The following is a 21,182-nucleotide window of genomic DNA, read 5'->3' as shown; positions in this document are numbered from 1 at the left end:
TATAGCCTCCTTTGATAGATTTGGTTGTGGTGACTTAATTTTACCAAACGGCTATAGACTATGTCTATTTTTATGAAATTGATTTTGCGAAATTAATTATACGTCATCTTGTGGGAATGGGTGTTCCTGCAACGGCAGCTTTGACTTTCCTTATTCAGTTGTGAAACGGAACTTGAATATCGCCGCAAGTAGTGTCTGCGTGATATAGTCCTCTGCGTCTTTGTCTACTTGTCCATCCACAAGAGCCGAAAAACGTATGTACCGCCCATAGTGCTGTAAAACAGCGTTGACCGCTTCCGGTTCGCCGGTGGTAGCCTGTACGATGGTTTCATAGGGGAGAAGTCTGCTATTCCTCATGCGTCATTCCCTCCATTTCTTCGTGAAGCTGCCGGACAGCCTTGCGGATATGGTAGCCCGCTGCGCTGCGGCTCCGCCCATACCGCCTGCCGATTTCCCTCTGTGGAATACGCCGGAAATAAGAAAGATAAACCATTTCTTGTTTCCAAACCGGCAACCGGGAGAGGGCTTTCACAAGTAAACCGTTGTTCAGTATGACCGTATCGCCGCAAAGCTGGATGATGTATTCCTCGTCCGGCTCCGGCGCTCGGAAATCTTTTTCTGCTGTACCTAAAGGGTAGTGTTTTTCATCTGTGAGGTATTCAAGGGATATTTCTCTTTTGTACTTCCTGCTCCTTGTCCTCGCCGCAGTTATTGCTGCGTTGCGTATGACAACTTTACAAAAGGCTTGGAATGTGTATTCAATATGCTCTTTGTATTCTTCTGTGCAGGTCATAGAAATTCCCCCTTTCCTCCTCGCAAGGGTCTATTGTAAGGTTAATAAGTCACATTTATGATAATAGGGCAAGCACAATAAAAGCAAAGCGAAATTTTACTTTAATCCCTGTTATTCATCGGCAGAAATAGCATTATTGATTTCGTTCTCAATGCTTTCTCTAATATCATCAACAGCTTCCTCAACTTGTTCCCTATTCATCTCGTTTCCGTTTTCATCATAATTATGTGAATAAACACACCCGGACATAAGTAAAGCACATACCATCAATGTCATAAGAAATAAAGTTATGCTTGCCTTTTTATGCTTCATACCAAACTCCTTTTAGAATACAAATTTTGCCAGCATCCATAATGCTGTGATGAATAATACGGTAATAATAGCCGTAGCACCTACAATCGCAATAATACCTATTGCCCTCCGGTACTCTTTACTAAGATTTTTCTTCTCCGGCATTGGCGTAATGGTCTTATGCTCAGTGCCTAACAGGATATAATCTGAACTCACATTATAAATTTCTGTCATTTTGATTACATTATCAATTTCGGGTTTTCCTTGACCGGTATCACATAGTTAAAGATATTGGTGTCATTCAATCAATTTTGCCGATAAAGCGGTAGAAGATTTCTACCTCCTGTTCCCGGCTTCCGTCCTCACTTTTGACCGCTTCATGGATAAGGATTTTTTCAATCAGCGTATTCAGAAGTTCAGCCGTCAATTCTGTGGGATTGACATACTGTTTCATCAGACCTATCCACTTTTCAGCGTCAACCGCTGTCTGGGCGGCGGCCTCCATCGCTTCGTGAAGCCGTTCAATTTTTGCGTCCAATTCTCGCTGTTCGCCCTGATACTTTTCGGACAGCATATTGAAATTGTATTCTGTAATGCGTCCGGCAGACCAGTCCTCATACATTTTTGCAAACAGGGTGTCTACTTCTGCTTTGCGTTTTTCCGCCTTTTTCAGTTCGGCTGTCTGCCGCTTCCTTGCAGTATTGCGTTCCTTGTCGCTGGCGTTAAGTAGCCGTTTCAGAAGTTTGTCCCCGTCCTGCTGTGCCAGCACAGACCAGTATTGCAGACGGGAAAGGACATAGGCGTAAAGCACATCATAACGGATATAGTGCATGGAACACTGGTGCAATCCTTGCCCGTACTTGCTACAATGGTAGTGGGCATAGGGATTTTTGTTCTGACTGTTCACACCATAGGCCAGCGACCAACCGCAGTCCGCACATTTTACCAGCCCGGAAAATATCTGCGTTGTGCCGTTCTTCTGCCGTCTGCGCCTGTTGCAAATCTGCTCCTGTACTTGACGGAACACATCTTCGGAAATAATCGCTTCGTGGGTGTTCTCCACACGATACCATTCCTCTTTTGGCTTGCGTACTTTCTTCTTGTTTTTGAATGAAATGTTGGTCTGCTTATTGTGGACGCTGTGTCCGATATAGGTTTCCTCTTTCAGAATACTTTTTACCTGCGCTATCGTCCACGCATAGGCTTTTTCCTCCGGCGCTCCGGCATAGATATTTGCGAAAGTGCCGTATCTCTGGAAATTTAGCCAGCCGGGAGTAGGCACTTTTTCTTCGACCAAAATCCGTGTAATGCTGGCGGCTCCCCGGCCATGAACGGCAAGGTCAAAAATCTTTTCGATAATCCACCTTGTTTCCGGGTCAATCAGAAGATGGCCTTTCTTATCCGGGTCTTTGACATAGCCCAGCGGGGCATAGGCTCCATAGTGTGCGCCATTTGCAAACCGTGTCCGCATGGCCGCTTTTACCTTTTTGCTGGTCTGGCGGGCGTGCATTTCATTCAGAATGTTGAGGAATGGGGCAAGCTCATTCTCTCCGTTGATGGTGTCCACATTGTCATTGACAGCGATATAGCGGACGCCTTTGCTGGGAAAGTAGATTTCCGTGTATTGGCCGGTCAGAATGTAGTTTCTGCCTAAGCGGGATAAATCCTTCGTAACAACGCAGTTGATTTTCCCGTCCTCAATGTCATCAATCATTCTCTGAAAATCCGGCCTGTCAAAGTTCGTTCCAGACCATCCATCGTCGATATATTCATCTATGACATTCAGGCCATGCTCGGCGGCATATTGCCGGAGCATCATGCGTTGTGTCTGAATACTCCCGCTTTCTCCTTGCAGTTCATCGTCCCGGCTCAATCTCATATAAAGCGCCGTGTTGTAAATCGTAGTATTGTAAGGTTGTTTCACCGTTAAAAATCCTCCTTCTAAAGAAACAACCCACGCTTACAATACTTTTGCTCTATGGCAATTATATCATAAGCGTGGGCGTGTTATCAATGATGGGCTATCAGGTTGAAGCGGCTTTTTCTGCGGTATGCCGCACCACATCTACAATCAGATCACCGAGGGGCTTCCCGCCTGCGGCGAAGTGTTCGGAGATTTTTATACGGTTGTTCCCACATACAAAATACTGCGTGCCGTTCTCTGCTTGTATGACCTGCCCTGTTCGGGGTGTAAAAATATCGCTTTCACTTTTTGCCATCCAGTGTCCTCCATATTCAGTTTTCAAGGTACAATGCCGCACAGAGGCGGCGAAAATTTCTGCTTATATCTATCACCTTTCCTTTACCGTGTGCCGCTGCTGCCGTTTCAGCTCCGCCAGTATATCCGGCGGGATACGGTCAACCAGCCGTTGTAAATCGTCCAGTTCGCTTTTCAGCTTTGCCCGTTCCATCGTATCTTTCATCTTGCCTTTTTCACTGGCCTTTGCTCTTGCTTCCAGCTTTTCATTTTCCGCCAACAGGTCATTGATTGTAACCTTGTACTTTTTCAGTTGCCCGGAGAAGTTCTCCATCTGCGGGAACCACTTTTTCAGCATGGAGAGGGCTTCCTCTTTTTTCTTCCCGGCGTTCAGCGGGTTAATGCCGTCAAGGGCGGCTTCAATGGCTCTGGCCTGTTTGGAGAGGGAAACCGCCTGTTTGAAAAGCCGGGTGGGGATATGCTTCCGGCCTGTCTTGCTGGCACTTTCCCCACGCTCCAAGTCGGGATATTGCTCTACCATATAGGCGTGAAAATCATCCTGCCACTTCGTCAGGTTTGCCCGGTTGCCGATAATCTCCTTTGCACACAGGCGGTTGTCCTTTGTCAGCGGAACAAAGGTCAAATGCAGGTGGGGCGTTTTCTCGTCCATGTGTACCACCGCCGACACGATATTTTCCCGTCCTACCCGGCCAATGAGGAAATCTGCCGCCCTTTGGAAGAACGCCTGTATCTCCTTTGGGGATTTCCCCTTGAAAAACTCCGGGCTGGCGGTTATCAGCGTATCGACAAACCGTGTACTGTCTTTCCTTGTCCGGCATCCGGCCTGCTCGATACGGCTCTGAATGAAGTGGTAATAGCGTCCCTCCGGCTTGACGATATGGAAATTGTATTTGCTCCGGCTTGTGTCAATGTCGGGGTTACTGGCGTATTGTTCTTTCTGTCTTTCGTGATGGGCTTCCAGCGGCCTTGCCGGGTTGCCCTTGTGCTTCTCAAACCGCAAAATTGCGTGTTGTGCCATTCTGCTCCTTTCCCCATTCCTTTTCTATCCGGGGTTTTCCACAGGGAAAATCCCGCCGGAATTATCTCTGATACGATAGGAATGGAATGGATATAAATCAATCATTTTAATCTTTGTATTTCTATATACCGTCTGGTTTTCGTACTTCTCAAGATTGATTTCCGTACTTCAAAGGTACGGTTTTCAGTCCTCCGGCGTACCAGAACGGGATTTCTTGAAGTCGGTGTTTGGAACCGCTTCATAGGATTTTGGGAAAATGCGGTTGGGTTTTCCACAGCCCTGCTTCTGGATCTCCACCAGTCCGGCGTATTGCAGTTCCCGCAGGGTATTCACCGCTTTCTGCCGCCCACAATGGAGCAGTGTGACCACTTCACAGATAGGGTAATACAGGAAAATCCGTCCGCAGTCATCCGCCCACCCATTCTTGCGGGATAACTCTGTCCGGCGCAGGATAAAGGCGTACAGAACCTTTGCCTCGTTGGACAGGGGCTTGAATGTGGGGGCTTCAAAGAGAAAATTCGGGAGCCGGGTGAAGCTGAACGCCTTTTCCGGCTGGTGGATATAGATGGTATTTGTCATAGTTCGTTTTGTGGACGGTTAGAAGCCCGTTTTCCGGGGCGGGCGATACTTTATACCACCTGCCCCGGTTTGGGGCTTGCAAAGCCTGATAAATCAAGGCTTTTTTCGCTCCTAACTGTCCACAGCAGACCTCCTTTTCCGTTCACTTTCTGTTTTCTGCCGCCTGTGAACTCTGGCGGCACAGCCGGGGCAGTATTTTGCCCGGTTGGATTTGGGGACGAACACACCGCCGCAGACCGCACAGCGTTTCAAGTCCTTATCCCGGAAAATTTCCGCTTCCAGCGTCCCGTCCAGCGGCAAGACCGCCCAGCGGAACCACTTACAGCAGACCGAGAAAGAAATCGTCTGCGGGCAGGTGCAGGTGTCCCCATCATCAAGGACAATGCAGTTGCCGTCCTCACAGCAACAACACTCCCGGCGTATCAGGCTGGCCGCCTGTTTTCTCTGCGCCGGTGTCATGCGGTAAAGGGAACCGTCCGGCCTGCGTTCCAGTGGCGGCAAGTCTTTATAGGGGTTATCTCTCATGCGTTCCCTCCATTTTGCTTTCCGTTGCCGTTCTCCCCGAAAAGGTTTCCTGCCCCATTCCTGCGGCGTGTTCCGGCGTTGGCACGCTCCCCGCAGCTTCGGGACATTTTGTCTCGAAGTCCGGTTCCTTGCGGTGCTTCCCCAGCCGGGGTATTCCTTTTCGGACGGTCATTCTGTTTTCAAGGTGCTGTCCATCGATGAACTACCCTAAGTCTACACGAAAAAAATGCAATCCCCGGAATTTTGCGAGAATTGCATTTTGATGAAGTTTACACTTTGGAAATTGCATTTTTGCAATCATTCTGTATAATGGAAGTATGCGGAGGAGGTGCGTATCTATGGCTTTACCCGGAACACCCGGACAGCGGATTTCCGATTTATGCAACGGGAACCACATCACACAAAAGGAACTTGCGGAGAAGATAGGGGTTTCCGCTTCCCAGTTGAGCCGCATTGTCAGCGGCGAAACGAGAACGGTCAGCAGTGATATTCTCATAGGCGTGGCAAAGGAATTTAAGGTATCGACAGACTACATACTGGGCTTATCCACCGTGAGCGTCCGTAAAAGCTACGATATTTCTGAATTAGGCTTGTCCGAGGGAGCCGTGAGGGGGCTCGTGACGGGTGCTGTTGATGTGCAAATCCTCAACCGCCTGTTGGAACACAGGAATTTTCCTAAGCTGATAGATTTGATACGGATTTATTTTCAGGACACGGCGGCAAAAGGCATAACAGCAAGAAACCAGCTTATCGAGATAGCAACGGCTTCCCTGTCCGACCTGATGAAAGAACACCCGGAACACCGGGCGGAAGCAAAGCAGGATTTACAGCTTTTGAACGCCCAGAAGATGGGGGAACATGAGGCGGAGATTGAGAAAATCAAAAATGTGTTCCTTGCTATCCTGCGGGATATTAAGAAAGACATTGACAACGGGGAACAGCCGGGAGAAGCTGTGACCGCCGCGATGTTCCAAGCCATGCGGGACGCATTGGCGGAACAGAAGCAAAACCCGCTTTCCATTGACGATGTAGCGGCGATGGTTGCCGGACAGATCGGACAGCTTACGCCGATGGATGAAGAAACTGCCGACCTGTTCCAGCAGTTGGCAAAAAAGATGATGAAAGGAATAGAATAATAGCCTGTTATTCGAGATAATAATATGCCATTAGTAAAGCATGACTACCCTGTTTTAGAGTACGATACCGCATCAAAAGCTGTTTTTCAGCCGGGAAATGGGAAAAAATGTTTTCCTGCAAAAGCAGTGTTTGCTTTTTTAGGAGACGAGGTTGAAAATTATGCACATACCCATGATGGAATACAGATAGATGAATTTGAAAGTGCAACAAGACGATATCCTATTTATGAATGTCTTTATAATCAGGAGAAAATATGTCTATGTCCGGCTCCTGTGGGAAGTGCTGCTGCCGTCCAAGTTTTAGAATATTTAATTGCAGGGGGTGTAACAAAGATTATTTCCGTCGGCTCCTGCGGCGTATTGGAAGACATCCCGGAAAATAGATTTTTGATACCTGTTTCTGCATTGAGAGATGAGGGAACATCTTACCATTATCTTCCTCCCTCCCGAGAAGTAGAGATTTCAAAGGCTGGTATAAATGCGATTGAATCTGCTTTAAGCCAAAAGAATATACCATATTGGGAAGTTAAAACATGGACAACAGACGGTTTTTATCGAGAAACAGTAGAAATGGTTCAGTATCGGAAAGAAGAGGGATGTCAAGTAGTAGAAATGGAATGTTCCGCATTGGCGGCGTGTGCAAAATTTAGAAAAGTTACATGGGCTATGCTGCTTTTTTCAGCCGATACTCTTGCAGACCCTCATAAATACCAAGAAAGAGAATGGGGAAAAACAAGTATATCCATAGCCTTAGAATTAGCCTTAGACGCTGTTTTATCAGTTGTTGAGGAGTAAAAATAAATACATATAGGAGTTACAATGAATATAAATGAATTTCCACAACAAGTAAATCAAGTTATTTCAATAGCAGAAACCATATTACAAGGTCAAATATTGGGGATATATTTATATGGTTCAGCAACAATGAATGGGCTGCGTCCAGATAGTGATATAGATATACTGATAATTACTAAACAAGAATTGAGTAATTCAATCAGAGCAGATCTAACAAAGCAATTATTGAAAATTTCTGGCTCCGTAGGCTGTATTGAAAAAAGACCTTTAGAGGTAACTATTATCAATCAATCTGATATTGTTCCGTTGCAATTTCCGCCAAAATGTCAGTATATGTATGGTGAATGGCTAAGGGGAGAGATGGAAGCAGGAGAATATCCGCAAGCCTGCAATGACCCAGATATAATGATTTTATTATGGCAAGCAAGAAAAAATAGCATAACTTTGAAGGGGGCGGAAAGCAAAGAGCTTATTCCCGCTATCCCATTTCACGAAATTAAAAAAGCAATTCGGTTTTCTTTACCTGGTTTGATTTCCAGCTTTAAGGGTGATGAAAGAAATGTGTTATTAACCTTATCACGAATGTGGTTTACTTTAGTAACAGAAGAAATCACGACAAAAGATGTTGCCGCAAAATGGGTAATTTTAAAATTGCCGGAGAGATTTCTCCCCCTGCTAACAACGGCAAAGGAAGCTTATTTGGGAAATTTGTCTGATGAATGGGAGACAGTAGAAAAGGAAGCGATGGCACTTGTAGAATATATGAAAAAACAAATTGAGGAATTACTTAGAACAGAGTAGCAAAGTTAGCGGGGCCAATCAACGGTCAAGATGAACGGCGCATTTCATGCGCCGCCGTTGACAGTCCCGCCTGTCTTTGCAGATGGGCAATCAAGGCGGGAAAGCCCTAAAATGGCTTCCCGCCCATTTCAATTTTTAGAGAAAATGCTCCAAAATCAGAAAGAGAGAGGCCAAGCACTTTGAGGGATTGGCCACCTTGTCCACCCATTCAGCGGGACGGCGGGCGGCGGTCAAGGCCGGGTGTAAACCCGTTCATTTCAGCCTTGACGGTTGCCCGCTGTCCTGCTACTTTTTCGGGAGTGTGGCCACAACTTCGGGACACTTTGTCCACAAGTCGGAGCGTAGGACGAGGGACGGGGGCTTTCATATACGCCCAGTCTGCTGTTGAAACCAGACCTGTGCTTACGGCTCTACGCCACGCAAGCACAGCCCTGTTTTCCTGCCGCTTCAAATGCCCTTGCCCTCCCCGGCGGCAACGGCATTTTCACGGCAACGCCGACAGAGCGTATAACACACTACACTTTGCTTCGCAAAGTCGTGTGCCAAATGGGGGCGTTGCCCCCTTTGGAAACCCCCACAAGAAAAGGCGGTACGCTACCCCTCCACGGGGCGCATACCGCCTTTTCTTGTTATCCAGCCCTCCGGCTGTATCGGTTGAGCAAAAGTCAGCGTGGGATTGATGTGGTATCTTTATCTAAGTGATACCCCGCTTTCCCATTTTGAAATGGCCTGTCTGGAAAGCCCCAGCATTTCAGCTACTTGCTCCTGTGAATAACCTGCTTTTTTTCGCAGTTCTTGGAGCCGCTCTGCTATTTCCACTCTTATCACCTCCATGTTCAGAATATCACAATAGGTCAGTTGCGTACTACCAACAGCCCTTTAAACTGTGTCAACTTTGCGTTGCTGTTCCGAAAATCAGCGTTGCATTGAGGATTTAGGATACTAATTTAAGCAAAAGGCAACTTAACTTATTCTTTATCAGTGTTATTCGTGTCCTGTTCTAATTCAATCACATCCAAAATACCACAATTCAGGGCTTCGCAGATACGAACCAGCGTTTCCATGCTGATATTCTTGCCTTTACCCATGTTGGCAATCATATTTGTGGTAAGACCGGCGGCAATCCGCAAGTCCTCTTTCCTCATGTTGCGCTCAACCAGCGTGTGCCAGAGGGGTTTATAGCTTATGTGCATTTATCCTCCTGCCTTTCTCCCGGTTCCGGGGTTCCTACTTTCATTATATCAAAATTCTTGCTAACTCACAAATATTTCTTGATACAACCGCCGGTTCCGTCTGGATTGTGCTTTTCCTTTCTTTTCTTGATTACATCTACTTAGCCATAAGCTGCTTCATGCCCTGGCTTTTTACTGATGTGCGATAAAGAAGTAATAGAAGTGTAAAAAATTTTGCCGTTCCTATCCGGCACTCGCGCGTTGTGTCGGATAGGTCGGGCGTTAGGCTTCGGGCAAGTCAATCTTGCCGACAAAGCTGTAATAAATCTCAATGTCCTGCCTGCGGGTGCCGTTCTCGTCATAACTGCACTCATGCACGACGATTTTCTCAATCATTTCCCGCAAGAGGGTGGGGGTCAATTCCTCAAAGGCAAGGTGCTTTCGGACGATACCCATAAACTTTTCCGCATTGACGGTGGCGGCCTGTGACTTGTCCAGTTCGGCCTGCAAAGCGGCGGCGCGGTCTTTCAGTTCCCGCTGCTCCTGCTCATAGTCTGCCGACAGTTCCATGAAACGCTCGTCGCTGATTTTGCCGTTCACATTGTCCTCATACAGCCGCTTGATAATGCGGCTCACTTCGGAAATGCGCTCCTGTGCCTGTTCAAGCTGCTTCGTAGCTGCGGCGGTCTTTCTCTTGCCGCCGATCTCGTTCTGCTGGATAAGCAGCTTTACAAAGCGGCTCTCATGCTTGGCGGCATACTCGGTCACTTGCCGGAGATTGGAAAGGACACCGGCGGTCAACAGGTCGGTGCGGATAAAGTGCGCCGTACAGTCGCGGGTACGCTTCTTGTAGCTGCCGCAGATGTAACAGTCCTGCTTGCGGGTTTTGTTCTGATACCGCTGCTGGTACATCACATGGCCGCAGTCGGCGCAGAACAGCATACCGGAGAACAGCCCCACTTCGTCATAGCGGTTCGGGCGTTTGCGCTGCTTGCGTAACTCCTGCACGCGCTCCCATGTTTCCGTGTCGATAATCGGCTCATGGTGGTCGGGGAAAATGGCCTGCTTCTCCACGGGGTTCTCTACGCTGTGCTTGGTCTTGTAAGAGGGCTTCTCCGTCTTGAAGTTTACCAGACAGCCGGTGTACTCCCGGTTTTCGAGGATATGAACGACGGTGTTCGTCGCCCATTTGCACTCATAGCCGGGATGGTAGCGGCGTGTGCTGCCTGTCCTGCGGTATTCCAGCGTCCCCGGCGTGGGGATTTGCTGCTCCGTAAGCATACGGGCAATCTTGGTCGGGCCGTTCCCGGCAAGGCAAAGCTGGTATATCTGCCGGACTACCGGCGCGGTTTCTTCGTCAACGATATAATTCTCGTCCTCGTCCATGAGGTAGCCGTACACCGGCTTGCTGGTAACGGGCTTGCCGCTCATGCCTTTTGCTCTCTTAACTGCCTTGATTTTCTTGCTCGTATCTCTCACCAGCCATTCGTTGAACAGATTTCGCAGAGGGGTAAAATCGTTGTCCATGCCGCCGTTTGCGCTGTCCACATTGTCGTTGACAGCGATAAACCGCACACCCTTTTGGGGGAACAGCATTTCCGTGTAAAACCCTACCTGCAAGTAGTTTCGCCCTAACCGGCTCATGTCCTTGACGATAACTGTACCCACTTTCCCGGCTTCAATGTCTGCAAGCATGGCTTGAAAACCGGGCCTTTGAAAGTTCGCGCCGGAATAGCCGTCGTCGGTGTACCAGCGCAGGTTGGTAAAGCCATTCTGTTTTGCAAAGGCTTCGAGTATCCTTTTTTGGTTCGATATGGAATTACTCTCGCCTTGCAATTCGTCCTCATGGGACAATCTCGGATAAAGGGCGGTAATGAGGTTTTGGGTGGCTTGTCTTAACATAAAATCCTCCGTTTCCGACAGCCAGCCCCACTATTCCGTGGTTTCATTGTACCACGGAACAGGGCTGGTTGTATAGCGGCAAAAGTGTAAAATCCGCTTCTTTATGATTTGTCAAAATGACGATTTTTGTGTAGCGTCTCGTTGTGCCGGTTTCAGTAGAAAAGTTCATCTTCCTGTGATATACTCATATCAGCTTCAAAATCCAAACATAAGGGAGAGGTACTCTTGGATAACAACAACAATAAGCGGGAAAAAATAATCATATTCATTTTGGGGGCTGTTCTAATCATCGCCGTCTTGTCCATAATCGCCATATTCAGCAGTGCAATCATGCGTCTGCTCGGCTTTGAGTATGAGAGTGTCGGCGGCTTTATCCTGTATTTCATAATCGCGTCGATTGTTTCATATCCCATGAATTTAGTCGCAGGCGCATTTCCAAAAGCATTGCTTAACCTTGACAGAATAACAAGGGAAATGGCCGTCTGTATGTATGTGCTGTTAGATACTATCACTACATTTTTCGGCTTTTATATCGTCGATTATTTCATGCCCTCTGTATCTGCAAATACGATTTCGCTGATTGTTTTGGCTCTGGTGTTTGCACTCTTTGGGATTAGTGATGTAAAGAAAAAAGAGTCCTGATTTCAGCTTTTCCAGTTCCAGCGGCCACGCTTCCCGGCATGGCCGCTTTTTCCATTCCCCGGTTCACGCCGGATAGGTCGGCTCCTGTGTAGCAGCGGCTTCCGCTTCCAGTACCCGCGCCATTTTGTCGGCGGCGGTGGTCGTGGTATCTTTCTTGAAATAGCCGGACACGACAAGGACGGAATTGCCCATGCGGATTTCCGTCACGCAGTCGGGGCGACGGGTGGTGCGGGTGTCGGGCTGCTTGTTATCTGCCATAGGCAATACTCCTTTCAGTCGGTAATCAGTTTCTTCATGTTCTCCATTTTCCGCTGCGCGGTTTCCTGCCGGAAATTCTCGCCGGTAAAGCGCACCGGGACGCACATGGAAAGCAGCCGGTCATAAATCCGTGAATGGGCAGTGTCCTCCGGGTTCCGCAGGTCGTCCAGCGTGAGGTTGGTCGTGACGATCAGCGGCTTGCCGCTGCGGTAACGGCTGTCAATCACATTGAAAACCTGTTCCAGCCCGTATTCCGTCCCGCGCTCCATGCCGAAGTCGTCAAGGATAAGCAGCGGATAGCGGCAAAGGCGGGAAATGTATTCGTTCCTGCCCTCGAAGCTGGCGGCAAGGTCATTGAGGATAAGGGCAAAGTTCGTCATGTGGACGGGGATTTCTTTCTCCATGAGGGCATTTGCGATACAGCCCGCAAGGTAGCTTTTCCCGGTTCCCACGCCGCCCCAGAACAGGCAGCCGATATTGTCGGCTCGCATATCCTCCCAGTGTTCCACATACCGGCGGGCAATCCCGGCCTGCGGGTTCCTGCCGTTGTCGTTCTCAAAAGTCCAGTCCCGCATGGTGGGGTCGGTAAAGCCCCGGCGTTTCAGTTCCTCCACGGTGTCAAGGTGCCTGCGCCGCTTCTCGGCGGCCTCCCGTTCCTCGCGGGCGGCTCTCTGGCAGTCGCACTCTGCCGGATGGCGGTCGCGGCCAAAGATAGCGGCCTTATCCGGCGCAAAATAGGCTTCTTTCGGCTTGCGGCACTTGCCGCAGTACAGTAAACCGTCCTCGCCGGTGTAGTCCTCCGGCTCCGGGGTGGTGGCGGTCATATTCTCCAAAACAGCGTTGATTTCGTTCTTCATAAACTCTCGCCCTCCTTGCATGAGTAGTCTGGTATGCCCTTTTTCGGGGCTTTCTTGGCTGCGTCCTCCTGCGCCCATTTGTAGATTGTGGCGGCATGGCTCTTGTATCGCTTGCCGCTGGACGCGATATGGCAGGATAGCCGGTCAATGTAGTAGTTCCATTTGTCGGGCAGGTCTGCTTTCAGCCCGTCCAGTTCTGATTGCGAAAGAAAGACATTTTCATACCGGCCATAAGCGGCGCGGGCGGTCTGTCCCGTATCTAACTCTCGCTCTCTCTCTTTTTCTATCTCTATCTCTTTCTCTATCTCTATCTCTGGTGGACAAATGTCCGCTTGATATGGTGGACATTTGTCCGCCCCGGCCTTTGGCAAGGCTTTTTGCTCCTGCAAAGCCAGCCTTGCCCGCCGTTTCCGCTCCCCCTCGGTAGAGGATTGGCCGATAAGCAGTTCAATGTTGCTCATATACAGCGCGCCGCTTGGCAGCGGCTCCACAAGCCCCAGCTTCATAAAAATCTGCAAGGCTCGCTCTACGGTGCCGACTTGCTGGCGGGTAATGGTGGCAATCATCTGCGCGGTGTAGGGGATATTTTCATCAAGCTGCAACTTCCCGCCGTTTTTCAGCGATTTCAGGTACAGTTTCAAGAGAATGTTGGAATAGAGGATACCGTCCTGCATACTTTCCAGCAGCACGATAGCGTCCTCGTCAAAGTAATTCTCTTTCAGCTTGAGGTAGTAGTATTTTCGGTTGTCTGACATGGTTCCTCCTTTGGGTGGATTTGGGGCGTTTTTACGCATTTAGAACGGCGTTTCCGGGGGAAAAGGATAAATGTATCGCATACCCTTTGACACCCACGAAAAAAGCCTTGATTTATGCGGGTTTGAAAGGCTCTAAAGCGTGACATTTCTGCCTTTGTTTCCGCTTTCGCTCGGCGGCTTTGATTTTCTTTATGCGTCCGGCGCAGTCGGGGCAGTATTTCCCCCGGTTGGATTTGGGGACAAAGGCCGCCCCACAGACGGCGCACCGTTTCCGGCTCCCCCGGTACAAAAGTGCTGCGGCCAGTTCCCCGTCAAGGGGCAGGACAGCCACACGGAACCAGCGGCACATGAGGGAAAGGGAAATGCTCTGGACGCACACGCAAGGCTCCCCGTCGTCTAACAGCAGGCAGTTCCCCCCGTCGTAGTTACAGCACTCATGCACCAGCCGCCGCGCCCGCCGGTGCTGGCGGTAGTCCATTCTCGGTAACTTATCGCTCATGGCTCTGCTCCTTTCTGCGGTGGGGTTCCTCCCGGCGCAAAATCTGGTCGATATTCCGCTTGACGGTCTGCAACTCCGCATACCGCTGCTTCTGTTCGTGGTAGGTGTTATACAGGCCGGATTTCTTGGAAACAAGCTGCTCGATCTCGGCCTGCAACGCTTTCCGGGCGGGCAGCTTGGTAATGCCATGCGCCTTGAAATACCGGGCGGCGGCTTCGGCTATGATAAAATCGCTCTCATGCGCCTGCCGGTATGCTTCGCGGGCTTTCTCGGATTTCTGCGCTTTCAGCCCGTCGCGGGCGGGCTTGGTCTTGGCATAGGCAAGTACCTGTTGCTGCAACTCCTTTTTCCCTTGTAGCTTCGTTTCCAGTGCTTTCAGTTCGCCGCTGGTCTGGCGCATTTCCTGATAAGCGGTATCAACGGCGGCTTCTAACTGCTCCGGGGAAGTGAAGCCGTATTCCTGATACACATTCAGCGTCGCGGCCATTTGTTTGAGGTTGTGCATGGTCGCCCAGCGTTCATAGCCCCGGCCTTTGCCCTCGGCTTTCTTCTGCTCAATGTCCACAAGCCGCTGCACATTCGGAGCAGTTCGGGCGGCTCTGTCTGTCCGCAGTTGGTCTTGGATAGAGGGCGGGGTGCTGGATATAGCCGCGGTCTTTTCTGCGGCTCTGGCGGCGTTCTGCTCCAAAACGGCAAGGACAGCGGCGCGGTCAAAATCGTCGCCCAACTTGCGGGCGGTAATGGGCTTTGTCCTGTCCGGCGTGAGGTAACTAAGCCGCCCCCGGCTCTCCTTGACGGCCACGCCCTCCCGCAGCAGTAGAGAGGAAAAGTCCTCGAATGAGGTCGCCGCTGACAGCGCGGCGCGTATGGTCTGCCGCAGCTTCTCCTTGTTCGTTTCAAACTTGGTCTGCCGGGGCGTGATACCGCCTGCAATCATGGGGGCGTTCTGCTTGTCCAGCGCGGCCTGTCCCTTTTTCTGCGCCCAATACTCCCGGTCGGTGACGCGGTTCTTGCTGCCGTTCAAGAGGTCGATTTGGTAAAGCCCCTCCCGATGGCACATCTCCATGACTTCGGACTTGAAGTAGCGCAAGGCCGCGTCGGTACAGCGGTGCTTGCAACCGGCTTTCGTGTCGGCTGGCCTGTCCATGTAGGGCAGGAACGGCACTTCCTCTATCCGCAGGCTGTTAATGACGATATGCACATGGATATTGCCGCTGTGGTTATGCCCGTCCGGGTGGGTGCATACAAGGGCCTGGTGGCCGGGGAAATGCTCGGCGCAAAACTTCTCGCCCAATGCCTGCGCCCGGTCTACGGTCAAGCCATTGTCCGGGCCGTCCCGTGGGTCAAAGCTGATGATATAGTGGTGGCTTTTCACATCTTCCCGCCGCTGGTTTTTCCCATAGCGGAGATTTGCCCGCATACAGGCAACGGCAAAATCCTCCCCGCCGCAGTTCAGCGTGGACAGCCGGTAGTCCTCGCGGGGGATAAGCCTGCCGGTTTCATCAAGGACAGGCTTCATGGTAAACTCGTCATGTTCAAACAGCAGGTATTGTTCGGCGGCTCCGTAGTCGGCGTTTTTAGAGTTGATATGCTTGAGTGTTGCCAACCGCGTCACCTACTTTCTTTAGGACTTCATACTTGAGGGCGGCAAGGTCGGCTATGGCGGCTCGTACCTCGCCGGACAGTGCGTTATAGGTTACGCCGTACTCGTTCAGACACCGGGCAATCTGGTTGAGGTTGCCGCCAATCCTGCCGTACTCGGCTGTGAGTTTCCCGACAGCGGAGAGCAGTTCATCATTGACCGCTGACACATGGATAACGGGGCGTATGGCGGTGCGCCGTATCGCCTGCCGGAGAAATTCGGACTGGCTGATACCATAGGGCGCAAGCCGCGCTGTGAAGTCGGCATATTCTTCTTCGGACAGCCGGGTTTTCACAACGCGGCTGCGGTGGGGTGTGTTGTATCGCTTCGGCATGGGCTGTAAACCTCCTTTCACTTATCACAAAAAATTCTCTTATCTGTTAGCCATTTCCGGGGCGAAAGTGAGAAAAAACTTTTCGCCGGTCGGGAATATTTTTGCGGCGCAAGCCGCATAGCAGGGTTTGGGGAAGGCACTCCCCAACAAGTTTCCCGCGAGGGGCAAAACCACAGAATTGCGGATTTTGGCACCGTGGTAGAAACTTGCTCTAAGAAACTGCCGGACTGCCGTTCACTTCCTACTGCCACTTTTTCAGAAAATCTATAACCAGCTTTTTCATAAAAGGCTGCGGGCTGGCGTTCTTCCTCTTACTCCCTACAACACCGCAAAAAGCAAAAATGACGGACTTTCCGGCAAGAACTTTTCCGGCGGCTCGGTCTTTCCCGACAATAAGGCGTTTCGGAAGCTGCGTTTTGCCCGCTGTCTAAAAAAAACGGCAGCCTTTTTTGGTTTCACTATCTAATACGGAACTTTTGGAAATTTGCCAAAAATGAGCGCAAAAAAAGCAGCAAATCTTTTTCGGATTTACTGCTTCATGTGCCGCTGCGGGGCGGCGGGATATTCAGTTTCTATGTTATCGGTCAAGCCGGAACTTGAACAGGCTTTCAATCAGCTTTGTTCTGATGTAGTCCTCCATATCAGAGTTGTAATAGCCGTTCATCTTAGAGAAGTAGCGGATATATCCAGCGTATCGGTCAAGGACGGCTTGTATCGCTATGGGGTCGCCCTCATGTGCCTTTATGATAGTGTCATAGGGGAGAAGTCGGTTACTCATGGGACAGCACCTCCATTTCCTCTTTCAGCCGCTTCAAGGCAAGCCGTATATGCCGCCCGATTGTGCTGCGTGTCCAGCCGCTTTGTTCTCCGATTTCTTTCTGCGTCAAGTGCTGAAAGTAGTACAAAAAGATTTCTTCCTGCGTCTGTTCCGGCAATCGGGCAAGAGCAGCCGCAAGAGAATGCTCATGTACGGTAAGGAAGCAAGCAACCGAAAACAAGAGATAGACCGCCAGCACTACACTATTCCGAACCAAAGACCAAAAGATAAGCATTGTGGGAAAATCTAAACTTTTGGATTTTCCTACAATGCCAACTACGGCGGAATCCCTCCCACTCCTTATATCTTTCTGTATACATTGAATTTGTATTTAGTAAAATGCAGACAACACCACGGATCGGCTTTTGGTTGGACAATTCCAACCAAACACCACAGCAGACAGCAGAAAACATTCTGAACGCTAGGAAGCCGGTATGATTGTTACATATAAGGGGAAGAAAAATTTCTTTTAGGTACTTGCTTTCCTAAAACTGATGTGATACAATGATTAAAACTGATGTGATACAATGATTTAATCCAGAAAAGGAGTAAAAAATATGCGGCAAGGTATTCTTAAATAAAACTATAATCAATAGTGGGAACAAAGGATTATGATAGCTCCTTTTGTAGGGGCTTAGTTTTTTGTACCCAATTTAAGAATACTTTTGCCTTATCAATTTTGACATATCCCCAAAAACAGCAATCACAAACAGGTGTATGCTGTATATGTGTATGTCCGCAACTTATAATCCCCAGTGGTAAAAGTATTTTACTGCTGGGGATTTTTATGCCCTTTGGGGCTGTAAAGGGAGGACAATCACATGAAAATAATCAATATTGGAATTCTTGCCCATGTAGACGCTGGAAAGACGACCTTGACGGAGAGCCTGCTATATGCCAGCGGAGCCATTTCAGAACCGGGGAGCGTCGAAAAAGGGACAACGAGGACGGACACCATGTTTTTGGAGCGGCAGCGTGGGATTACCATTCAAGCGGCAGTCACTTCCTTCCAGTGGCACAGATGTAAAGTTAACATTGTGGATACGCCCGGCCACATGGATTTTTTGGCGGAGGTGTACCGCTCTTTGGCTGTTTTAGATGGGGCCATCTTGGTGATCTCCGCTAAAGATGGCGTGCAGGCCCAGACCCGTATTCTGTTCCATGCCCTGCGGAAAATGAACATTCCCACCGTTATCTTTATCAACAAGATCGACCAGGCTGGCGTTGATTTGCAGAGCGTGGTTCAGTCTGTTCGGGATAAGCTCTCCGCCGATATTATCATCAAGCAGACGGTGTCGCTGTCCCCGGAAATAGTCCTGGAGGAAAATACCGACATAGAAGCATGGGATGCGGTCATCGAAAATAACGATGAATTATTGGAAAAGTATATCGCAGGAGAACCAATCAGCCGGGAAAAACTTGCGCGGGAGGAACAGCAGCGGGTTCAAGACGCCTCCCTGTTCCCAGTCTATCATGGCAGCGCCAAAAATGGCCTTGGCATTCAACCGTTGATGGATGCGGTGACAGGGCTGTTCCAACCGATTGGGGAACAGGGGGGCGCCGCCCTATGCGGCAGCGTTTTCAAGGTTGAGTACACCGATTGCGGCCAGCGGCGTGTCTATCTACGGTTATACAGCGGAACGCTGCGCCTGCGGGATACGGTGGCCCTGGCCGGGAGAGAAAAGCTGAAAATCACAGAGATGCGTATTCCATCCAAAGGGGAAATTGTTCGGACAGACACCGCTTATCAGGGTGAAATTGTTATCCTTCCCAGCGACAGCGTGAGGTTAAACGATGTATTAGGGGACCAAACCCGGCTCCCTCGTAAAAGGTGGCGCGAGGACCCCCTCCCCATGCTGCGGACGACGATTGCGCCGAAAACGGCAGCGCAAAGAGAACGGCTGCTGGACGCTCTTACGCAACTTGCGGATACTGACCCGCTTTTGCGTTGCGAAGTGGATTCCATCACCCATGAGATCATTCTTTCTTTTTTGGGCCGGGTGCAGTTGGAGGTTGTTTCCGCTTTGCTGTCGGAAAAATACAAGCTTGAAACAGTGGTAAAGGAACCCTCCGTCATTTATATGGAGCGGCCGCTCAAAGCAGCCAGCCACACCATCCATATCGAGGTGCCGCCCAACCCGTTTTGGGCATCCATAGGACTGTCTGTTACACCACTCTCGCTTGGCTCCGGTGTACAATACGAGAGCCGGGTTTCGCTGGGATACTTGAACCAGAGTTTTCAAAACGCTGTCAGGGATGGTATCCGTTACGGGCTGGAGCAGGGCTTGTTCGGCTGGAACGTAACGGACTGTAAGATTTGCTTTGAATACGGGCTTTATTACAGTCCGGTCAGCACGCCGGCGGACTTCCGCTCATTGGCCCCGATTGTATTGGAACAGGCATTGAAGGAATCGGGGACGCAGCTGCTGGAACCTTATCTCTCCTTCATCCTCTATGCGCCCCAGGAATACCTTTCCAGGGCTTATCATGATGCACCGAAATACTGTGCCACCATCGAAACGGCCCAGGTAAAAAAGGATGAAGTTGTCTTTACTGGCGAGATTCCCGCCCGCTGTATACAGGCATACCGTACTGATCTGGCCTTTTACACCAACGGGCGGAGCGTATGCCTTACAGAGCTGAAAGGATATCAGGCCGCTGTCGGTCAGCCGGTCATCCAGCCCCGCCGTCCAAACAGCCGCCTGGACAAGGTGCGCCATATGTTTCAGAAGGTAATGTAAAGATACATAATCGTCAAGACGGCAACAATCAGAAGTTATGGAGGGTAACAATGGAATATAGTAAGGAAGATTTAATGGAAGCAAAAAAGCAAATTTGGGGAGTGGGAGAGAACATGGGAACAGAGGAAAGTAAAAAAATCTGGGAGGAGAACGCACAATTTTGGGATAATGCAATGGGTGACGAATCTAATGAATTTCACAGAGAGGTAGTGCGTCCCAAAGTAACGGAACTTCTATCTCCTAATCCTGCGGATTACATTTTGGATATTGCGTGTGGCAATGGAAATTATTCTTCGTATCTTGCACAAAGAGGCGCTTCGGTTGTCGCTTTTGATTACAGCAAAAAAATGATAGAATTGGCTAAAAGACGGCAATCACAATATGCAAAACAAATTGAATTTTGTGTGGCGGATGCGACCGATAGAAAAAGTATATTAGAATTAAAAAGAAATCGAGCCTTTACGAAAGCAGTTTCTAATATGGCAATTATGGATATTACGGATATTGAACCACTTCTTATGGCTGTTTATGAACTGTTGCAGGAAAGCGGAATTTTTGTCTTTGCAACGCAACACCCTTGTTTTGTCACGTTGACTGAAAAATATATGACACCGCACAGTTACTATGATATAGCGATTGAAGGGCAACCGAAAGAGCAGATTTATTATCATCGTTCCATACAAGATATTTTTAACCTTTGTTTTAGAGCTGGATTTGTCATTGATGGATTTTATGAAGAATGTTTTAAAACCAACAAAGAAATTCCTATGGTAATGATAGTAAGGCTTAAGAAGGTAAAACGTGATAGCTTAAAATAAATTCAAGTTGAGTTCCGCATGAAGCTTCAATACGATGGCGGATTGCAGGTCCTTGAAATAATAGTAGTCACGCACGAGATTGCGCAGGTCAATGATTGCGTCATCCGGGACAATGGAAGCCTTAAGGGAGGCATCCAGGCCGACTTTAGCAGCTTTTTTTGAATCAAATTTATCATTATGCAGTTTCCTGACGTTCATATTTGTGCTATTCTTAGTAATGATAGGATTAATGACGGCGCAGTCAAAACCCTTATCACGAAGGAAGCACAGGAGTGGGATGTGGTAGATCCCGGTGGATTCAAGGAAGCAGCGGCTTTCAAGAGAATACATCTCCTGGGCTTCCTTTATTTTTGAGATGGCAAGCTCACGGGACTGCGGATCAGAATGAATGATCTTAAAAGGCTTACCGATGAGGATGCCATTGGGGAGCATGATAGACATCCAGGTGAAGTCTGCGCCGACATCAAACCCGACAGAGAGATAGGGGATGCTTTCAGGCATCTTGAGTACTTTTTGATAGTGCATAGTAATATCCTCGTATTATATAGTAGTAGTGTTTATAGACCCTCTCCAAGGTCTGTATGCTATA

26 protein-coding genes are annotated in these 21,182 nt (G+C 49.2%); 6 read left to right on the top strand and 20 right to left on the bottom strand.

Annotation, left to right across the window (positions count from 1 at the left end; genetic code table 11):
* Window positions 1–150: 150 nt before the first annotated feature.
* The 8 genes from DW757_RS16300 to DW757_RS16260 form a co-directional block, all read right to left on the bottom strand.
* Window positions 151–357, bottom strand: coding sequence for a helix-turn-helix domain-containing protein (locus DW757_RS16300; protein ID WP_087303174.1), 207 nt, complete (start codon window positions 355–357; stop codon window positions 151–153).
* Window positions 347–793: a sigma factor-like helix-turn-helix DNA-binding protein gene (locus tag DW757_RS16295; protein WP_087385043.1), complete on the bottom strand. Its 447-nt coding sequence runs from the start codon at window positions 791–793 to the stop codon at window positions 347–349. The genes DW757_RS16300 and DW757_RS16295 overlap by 11 nt, the downstream gene beginning before the upstream one ends.
* Before the next feature lie 111 nt (window positions 794–904).
* Window positions 905–1,105, bottom strand: coding sequence for a hypothetical protein (locus tag DW757_RS16290; protein ID WP_087303178.1), 201 nt, complete (start codon window positions 1,103–1,105; stop codon window positions 905–907).
* A gap of 280 nt (window positions 1,106–1,385) precedes the next feature.
* The gene (locus tag DW757_RS16280) at window positions 1,386–3,008 is read right to left on the bottom strand and encodes a recombinase family protein (RefSeq protein ID WP_118752240.1); all 1,623 of its coding nucleotides are present in this window, start codon (window positions 3,006–3,008) and stop codon (window positions 1,386–1,388) included.
* A 100-nt stretch (window positions 3,009–3,108) separates the two neighbouring features.
* On the bottom strand, window positions 3,109–3,303 hold the full coding sequence (locus tag DW757_RS16275) for a hypothetical protein (RefSeq protein WP_002334813.1): 195 nt from the start codon (window positions 3,301–3,303) through the stop codon (window positions 3,109–3,111).
* 72 nt (window positions 3,304–3,375) lie between these two features.
* Window positions 3,376–4,320, bottom strand: coding sequence for a MobV family relaxase (gene mobV / locus DW757_RS16270; RefSeq protein WP_118752239.1), 945 nt, complete (start codon window positions 4,318–4,320; stop codon window positions 3,376–3,378).
* A 183-nt stretch (window positions 4,321–4,503) separates the two neighbouring features.
* Window positions 4,504–4,899, bottom strand: a complete 396-nt coding sequence (locus DW757_RS16265) for a replication initiator protein A (RefSeq protein WP_008666017.1) — start codon at window positions 4,897–4,899, stop codon at window positions 4,504–4,506.
* Between the two features lie 111 nt (window positions 4,900–5,010).
* Complete coding sequence (locus DW757_RS16260; protein WP_058722955.1) at window positions 5,011–5,424, bottom strand: cysteine-rich VLP domain-containing protein; 414 nt, start codon at window positions 5,422–5,424, stop codon at window positions 5,011–5,013.
* A 338-nt stretch (window positions 5,425–5,762) separates the two neighbouring features.
* Between DW757_RS16260 and DW757_RS16250 the strand changes: the two genes are divergently transcribed.
* The 3 genes from DW757_RS16250 to ant(9) are packed head-to-tail and all read left to right on the top strand — an operon-like array spanning window position 5,763 to window position 8,156.
* Window positions 5,763–6,560, top strand: a complete 798-nt coding sequence (locus tag DW757_RS16250) for a helix-turn-helix transcriptional regulator (protein ID WP_118752238.1) — start codon at window positions 5,763–5,765, stop codon at window positions 6,558–6,560.
* 24 nt (window positions 6,561–6,584) lie between these two features.
* On the top strand, window positions 6,585–7,355 hold the full coding sequence (locus DW757_RS16245; RefSeq protein ID WP_002578723.1) for a nucleoside phosphorylase: 771 nt from the start codon (window positions 6,585–6,587) through the stop codon (window positions 7,353–7,355).
* Window positions 7,356–7,379: 24 nt separating this feature from the next.
* On the top strand, window positions 7,380–8,156 hold the full coding sequence (gene ant(9) / locus DW757_RS16240; RefSeq protein ID WP_096018217.1) for an aminoglycoside nucleotidyltransferase ANT(9): 777 nt from the start codon (window positions 7,380–7,382) through the stop codon (window positions 8,154–8,156).
* 690 nt (window positions 8,157–8,846) lie between these two features.
* On the opposite strand, the gene DW757_RS16225 is transcribed toward ant(9), so the two are convergent.
* From DW757_RS16225 to DW757_RS16215, 3 genes are all read right to left on the bottom strand, one after another.
* Entirely contained in the window at window positions 8,847–8,975 is a 129-nt protein-coding gene (locus DW757_RS16225) for a helix-turn-helix transcriptional regulator (RefSeq protein ID WP_243033746.1), read from the bottom strand.
* A gap of 149 nt (window positions 8,976–9,124) precedes the next feature.
* Entirely contained in the window at window positions 9,125–9,349 is a 225-nt protein-coding gene (locus DW757_RS16220; RefSeq protein ID WP_087303182.1) for a helix-turn-helix transcriptional regulator, read from the bottom strand.
* Window positions 9,350–9,610: 261 nt separating this feature from the next.
* Window positions 9,611–11,230, bottom strand: coding sequence for a recombinase family protein (locus tag DW757_RS16215; RefSeq protein WP_118752237.1), 1,620 nt, complete (start codon window positions 11,228–11,230; stop codon window positions 9,611–9,613).
* A gap of 225 nt (window positions 11,231–11,455) precedes the next feature.
* Here DW757_RS16215 and DW757_RS16210 point away from each other — a divergent pair, with 225 nt between their 5' ends.
* Window positions 11,456–11,872, top strand: a complete 417-nt coding sequence (locus DW757_RS16210; RefSeq protein WP_089701074.1) for a regulatory YrvL family protein — start codon at window positions 11,456–11,458, stop codon at window positions 11,870–11,872.
* Between the two features lie 63 nt (window positions 11,873–11,935).
* Here the strand turns inward: DW757_RS16210 and DW757_RS16205 are convergent, their stop codons facing one another.
* The 8 genes from DW757_RS16205 to DW757_RS16170 form a co-directional block, all read right to left on the bottom strand.
* On the bottom strand, window positions 11,936–12,130 hold the full coding sequence (locus DW757_RS16205; RefSeq protein WP_118752236.1) for a transposon-encoded TnpW family protein: 195 nt from the start codon (window positions 12,128–12,130) through the stop codon (window positions 11,936–11,938).
* A gap of 14 nt (window positions 12,131–12,144) precedes the next feature.
* Entirely contained in the window at window positions 12,145–12,987 is an 843-nt protein-coding gene (locus tag DW757_RS16200; RefSeq protein WP_118752235.1) for an ATP-binding protein, read from the bottom strand.
* A complete protein-coding gene (locus tag DW757_RS16195) occupies window positions 12,984–13,742 on the bottom strand; it encodes a phage replisome organizer N-terminal domain-containing protein (protein WP_117499020.1) in 759 nt (252 codons plus the stop codon). The genes DW757_RS16200 and DW757_RS16195 overlap by 4 nt, the downstream gene beginning before the upstream one ends.
* Before the next feature lie 112 nt (window positions 13,743–13,854).
* Window positions 13,855–14,241, bottom strand: a complete 387-nt coding sequence (locus DW757_RS16190; RefSeq protein WP_117499022.1) for a cysteine-rich VLP domain-containing protein — start codon at window positions 14,239–14,241, stop codon at window positions 13,855–13,857.
* Window positions 14,231–15,847 carry a relaxase/mobilization nuclease domain-containing protein gene (locus tag DW757_RS16185; RefSeq protein WP_117499024.1) on the bottom strand — a complete coding sequence of 539 codons (1,617 nt, stop codon included), beginning with the start codon at window positions 15,845–15,847 and terminating at the stop codon, window positions 14,231–14,233. The genes DW757_RS16190 and DW757_RS16185 overlap by 11 nt, the downstream gene beginning before the upstream one ends.
* On the bottom strand, window positions 15,819–16,217 hold the full coding sequence (locus DW757_RS16180; protein WP_117499026.1) for a plasmid mobilization relaxosome protein MobC: 399 nt from the start codon (window positions 16,215–16,217) through the stop codon (window positions 15,819–15,821). The genes DW757_RS16185 and DW757_RS16180 overlap by 29 nt, the downstream gene beginning before the upstream one ends.
* 577 nt (window positions 16,218–16,794) lie before the next feature.
* Window positions 16,795–16,995 carry a helix-turn-helix domain-containing protein gene (locus DW757_RS16175; RefSeq protein WP_006858003.1) on the bottom strand — a complete coding sequence of 67 codons (201 nt, stop codon included), beginning with the start codon at window positions 16,993–16,995 and terminating at the stop codon, window positions 16,795–16,797.
* On the bottom strand, window positions 16,988–17,269 hold the full coding sequence (locus tag DW757_RS16170) for a sigma-70 family RNA polymerase sigma factor (RefSeq protein ID WP_330411767.1): 282 nt from the start codon (window positions 17,267–17,269) through the stop codon (window positions 16,988–16,990). The genes DW757_RS16175 and DW757_RS16170 overlap by 8 nt, the downstream gene beginning before the upstream one ends.
* Before the next feature lie 586 nt (window positions 17,270–17,855).
* On the opposite strand from DW757_RS16170, the gene tet(W) reads away from it, so the two are divergent.
* Window positions 17,856–19,775: a tetracycline resistance ribosomal protection protein Tet(W) gene (tet(W), locus tag DW757_RS16160; protein ID WP_002586627.1), complete on the top strand. Its 1,920-nt coding sequence runs from the start codon at window positions 17,856–17,858 to the stop codon at window positions 19,773–19,775.
* Between the two features lie 50 nt (window positions 19,776–19,825).
* On the top strand, window positions 19,826–20,593 hold the full coding sequence (locus DW757_RS16155) for a class I SAM-dependent methyltransferase (RefSeq protein WP_002586626.1): 768 nt from the start codon (window positions 19,826–19,828) through the stop codon (window positions 20,591–20,593).
* Here the strand turns inward: DW757_RS16155 and DW757_RS16150 are convergent.
* The gene (locus DW757_RS16150) at window positions 20,585–21,118 is read right to left on the bottom strand and encodes a transposase (RefSeq protein WP_330414029.1); all 534 of its coding nucleotides are present in this window, start codon (window positions 21,116–21,118) and stop codon (window positions 20,585–20,587) included. The two genes, DW757_RS16155 and DW757_RS16150, sit on opposite strands and share 9 nt — an antisense overlap.
* Between the last annotated feature and the right edge of the window lie 64 nt (window positions 21,119–21,182).

It is taken from the genome of Clostridium sp. AM29-11AC (assembly GCF_003480545.1).
Lineage (GTDB): Bacteria > Bacillota > Clostridia > Lachnospirales > Lachnospiraceae > Otoolea > Otoolea saccharolyticum_A.
Note: the sequence above shows the minus strand (reverse complement) of the source record. Positions and strands in the feature narration are given on the sequence as shown.

What these genes read in the sequence shown, in the direction of transcription:
- DW757_RS16290 (WP_087303178.1), bottom strand. Translation starts at nt 1,105, where the DNA reads ATGAAGCATAAAAAGGCAAGCATAACTTTATTTCTTATGACATTGATG.
- DW757_RS16275 (WP_002334813.1), bottom strand. Translation starts at nt 3,303, where the DNA reads ATGGCAAAAAGTGAAAGCGATATTTTTACACCCCGAACAGGGCAGGTC.
- DW757_RS16265 (WP_008666017.1), bottom strand. Translation starts at nt 4,899, where the DNA reads ATGACAAATACCATCTATATCCACCAGCCGGAAAAGGCGTTCAGCTTC.
- DW757_RS16205 (WP_118752236.1), bottom strand. Translation starts at nt 12,130, where the DNA reads ATGGCAGATAACAAGCAGCCCGACACCCGCACCACCCGTCGCCCCGAC.
- DW757_RS16215 (WP_118752237.1), bottom strand. Translation starts at nt 11,230, where the DNA reads ATGTTAAGACAAGCCACCCAAAACCTCATTACCGCCCTTTATCCGAGA.
- DW757_RS16175 (WP_006858003.1), bottom strand. Translation starts at nt 16,995, where the DNA reads ATGAGTAACCGACTTCTCCCCTATGACACTATCATAAAGGCACATGAG.
- DW757_RS16170 (WP_330411767.1), bottom strand. Translation starts at nt 17,269, where the DNA reads ATGCTTATCTTTTGGTCTTTGGTTCGGAATAGTGTAGTGCTGGCGGTC.
- DW757_RS16250 (WP_118752238.1), top strand. Translation starts at nt 5,763, where the DNA reads ATGGCTTTACCCGGAACACCCGGACAGCGGATTTCCGATTTATGCAAC.
- DW757_RS16295 (WP_087385043.1), bottom strand. Translation starts at nt 793, where the DNA reads ATGACCTGCACAGAAGAATACAAAGAGCATATTGAATACACATTCCAA.
- DW757_RS16180 (WP_117499026.1), bottom strand. Translation starts at nt 16,217, where the DNA reads ATGCCGAAGCGATACAACACACCCCACCGCAGCCGCGTTGTGAAAACC.
- DW757_RS16260 (WP_058722955.1), bottom strand. Translation starts at nt 5,424, where the DNA reads ATGAGAGATAACCCCTATAAAGACTTGCCGCCACTGGAACGCAGGCCG.
- DW757_RS16300 (WP_087303174.1), bottom strand. Translation starts at nt 357, where the DNA reads ATGAGGAATAGCAGACTTCTCCCCTATGAAACCATCGTACAGGCTACC.
- DW757_RS16195 (WP_117499020.1), bottom strand. Translation starts at nt 13,742, where the DNA reads ATGTCAGACAACCGAAAATACTACTACCTCAAGCTGAAAGAGAATTAC.
- DW757_RS16245 (WP_002578723.1), top strand. Translation starts at nt 6,585, where the DNA reads ATGCCATTAGTAAAGCATGACTACCCTGTTTTAGAGTACGATACCGCA.
- DW757_RS16190 (WP_117499022.1), bottom strand. Translation starts at nt 14,241, where the DNA reads ATGAGCGATAAGTTACCGAGAATGGACTACCGCCAGCACCGGCGGGCG.
- DW757_RS16200 (WP_118752235.1), bottom strand. Translation starts at nt 12,987, where the DNA reads ATGAAGAACGAAATCAACGCTGTTTTGGAGAATATGACCGCCACCACC.
- DW757_RS16220 (WP_087303182.1), bottom strand. Translation starts at nt 9,349, where the DNA reads ATGCACATAAGCTATAAACCCCTCTGGCACACGCTGGTTGAGCGCAAC.
- DW757_RS16155 (WP_002586626.1), top strand. Translation starts at nt 19,826, where the DNA reads ATGGAATATAGTAAGGAAGATTTAATGGAAGCAAAAAAGCAAATTTGG.
- mobV (WP_118752239.1), bottom strand. Translation starts at nt 4,320, where the DNA reads ATGGCACAACACGCAATTTTGCGGTTTGAGAAGCACAAGGGCAACCCG.
- DW757_RS16150 (WP_330414029.1), bottom strand. Translation starts at nt 21,118, where the DNA reads ATGCACTATCAAAAAGTACTCAAGATGCCTGAAAGCATCCCCTATCTC.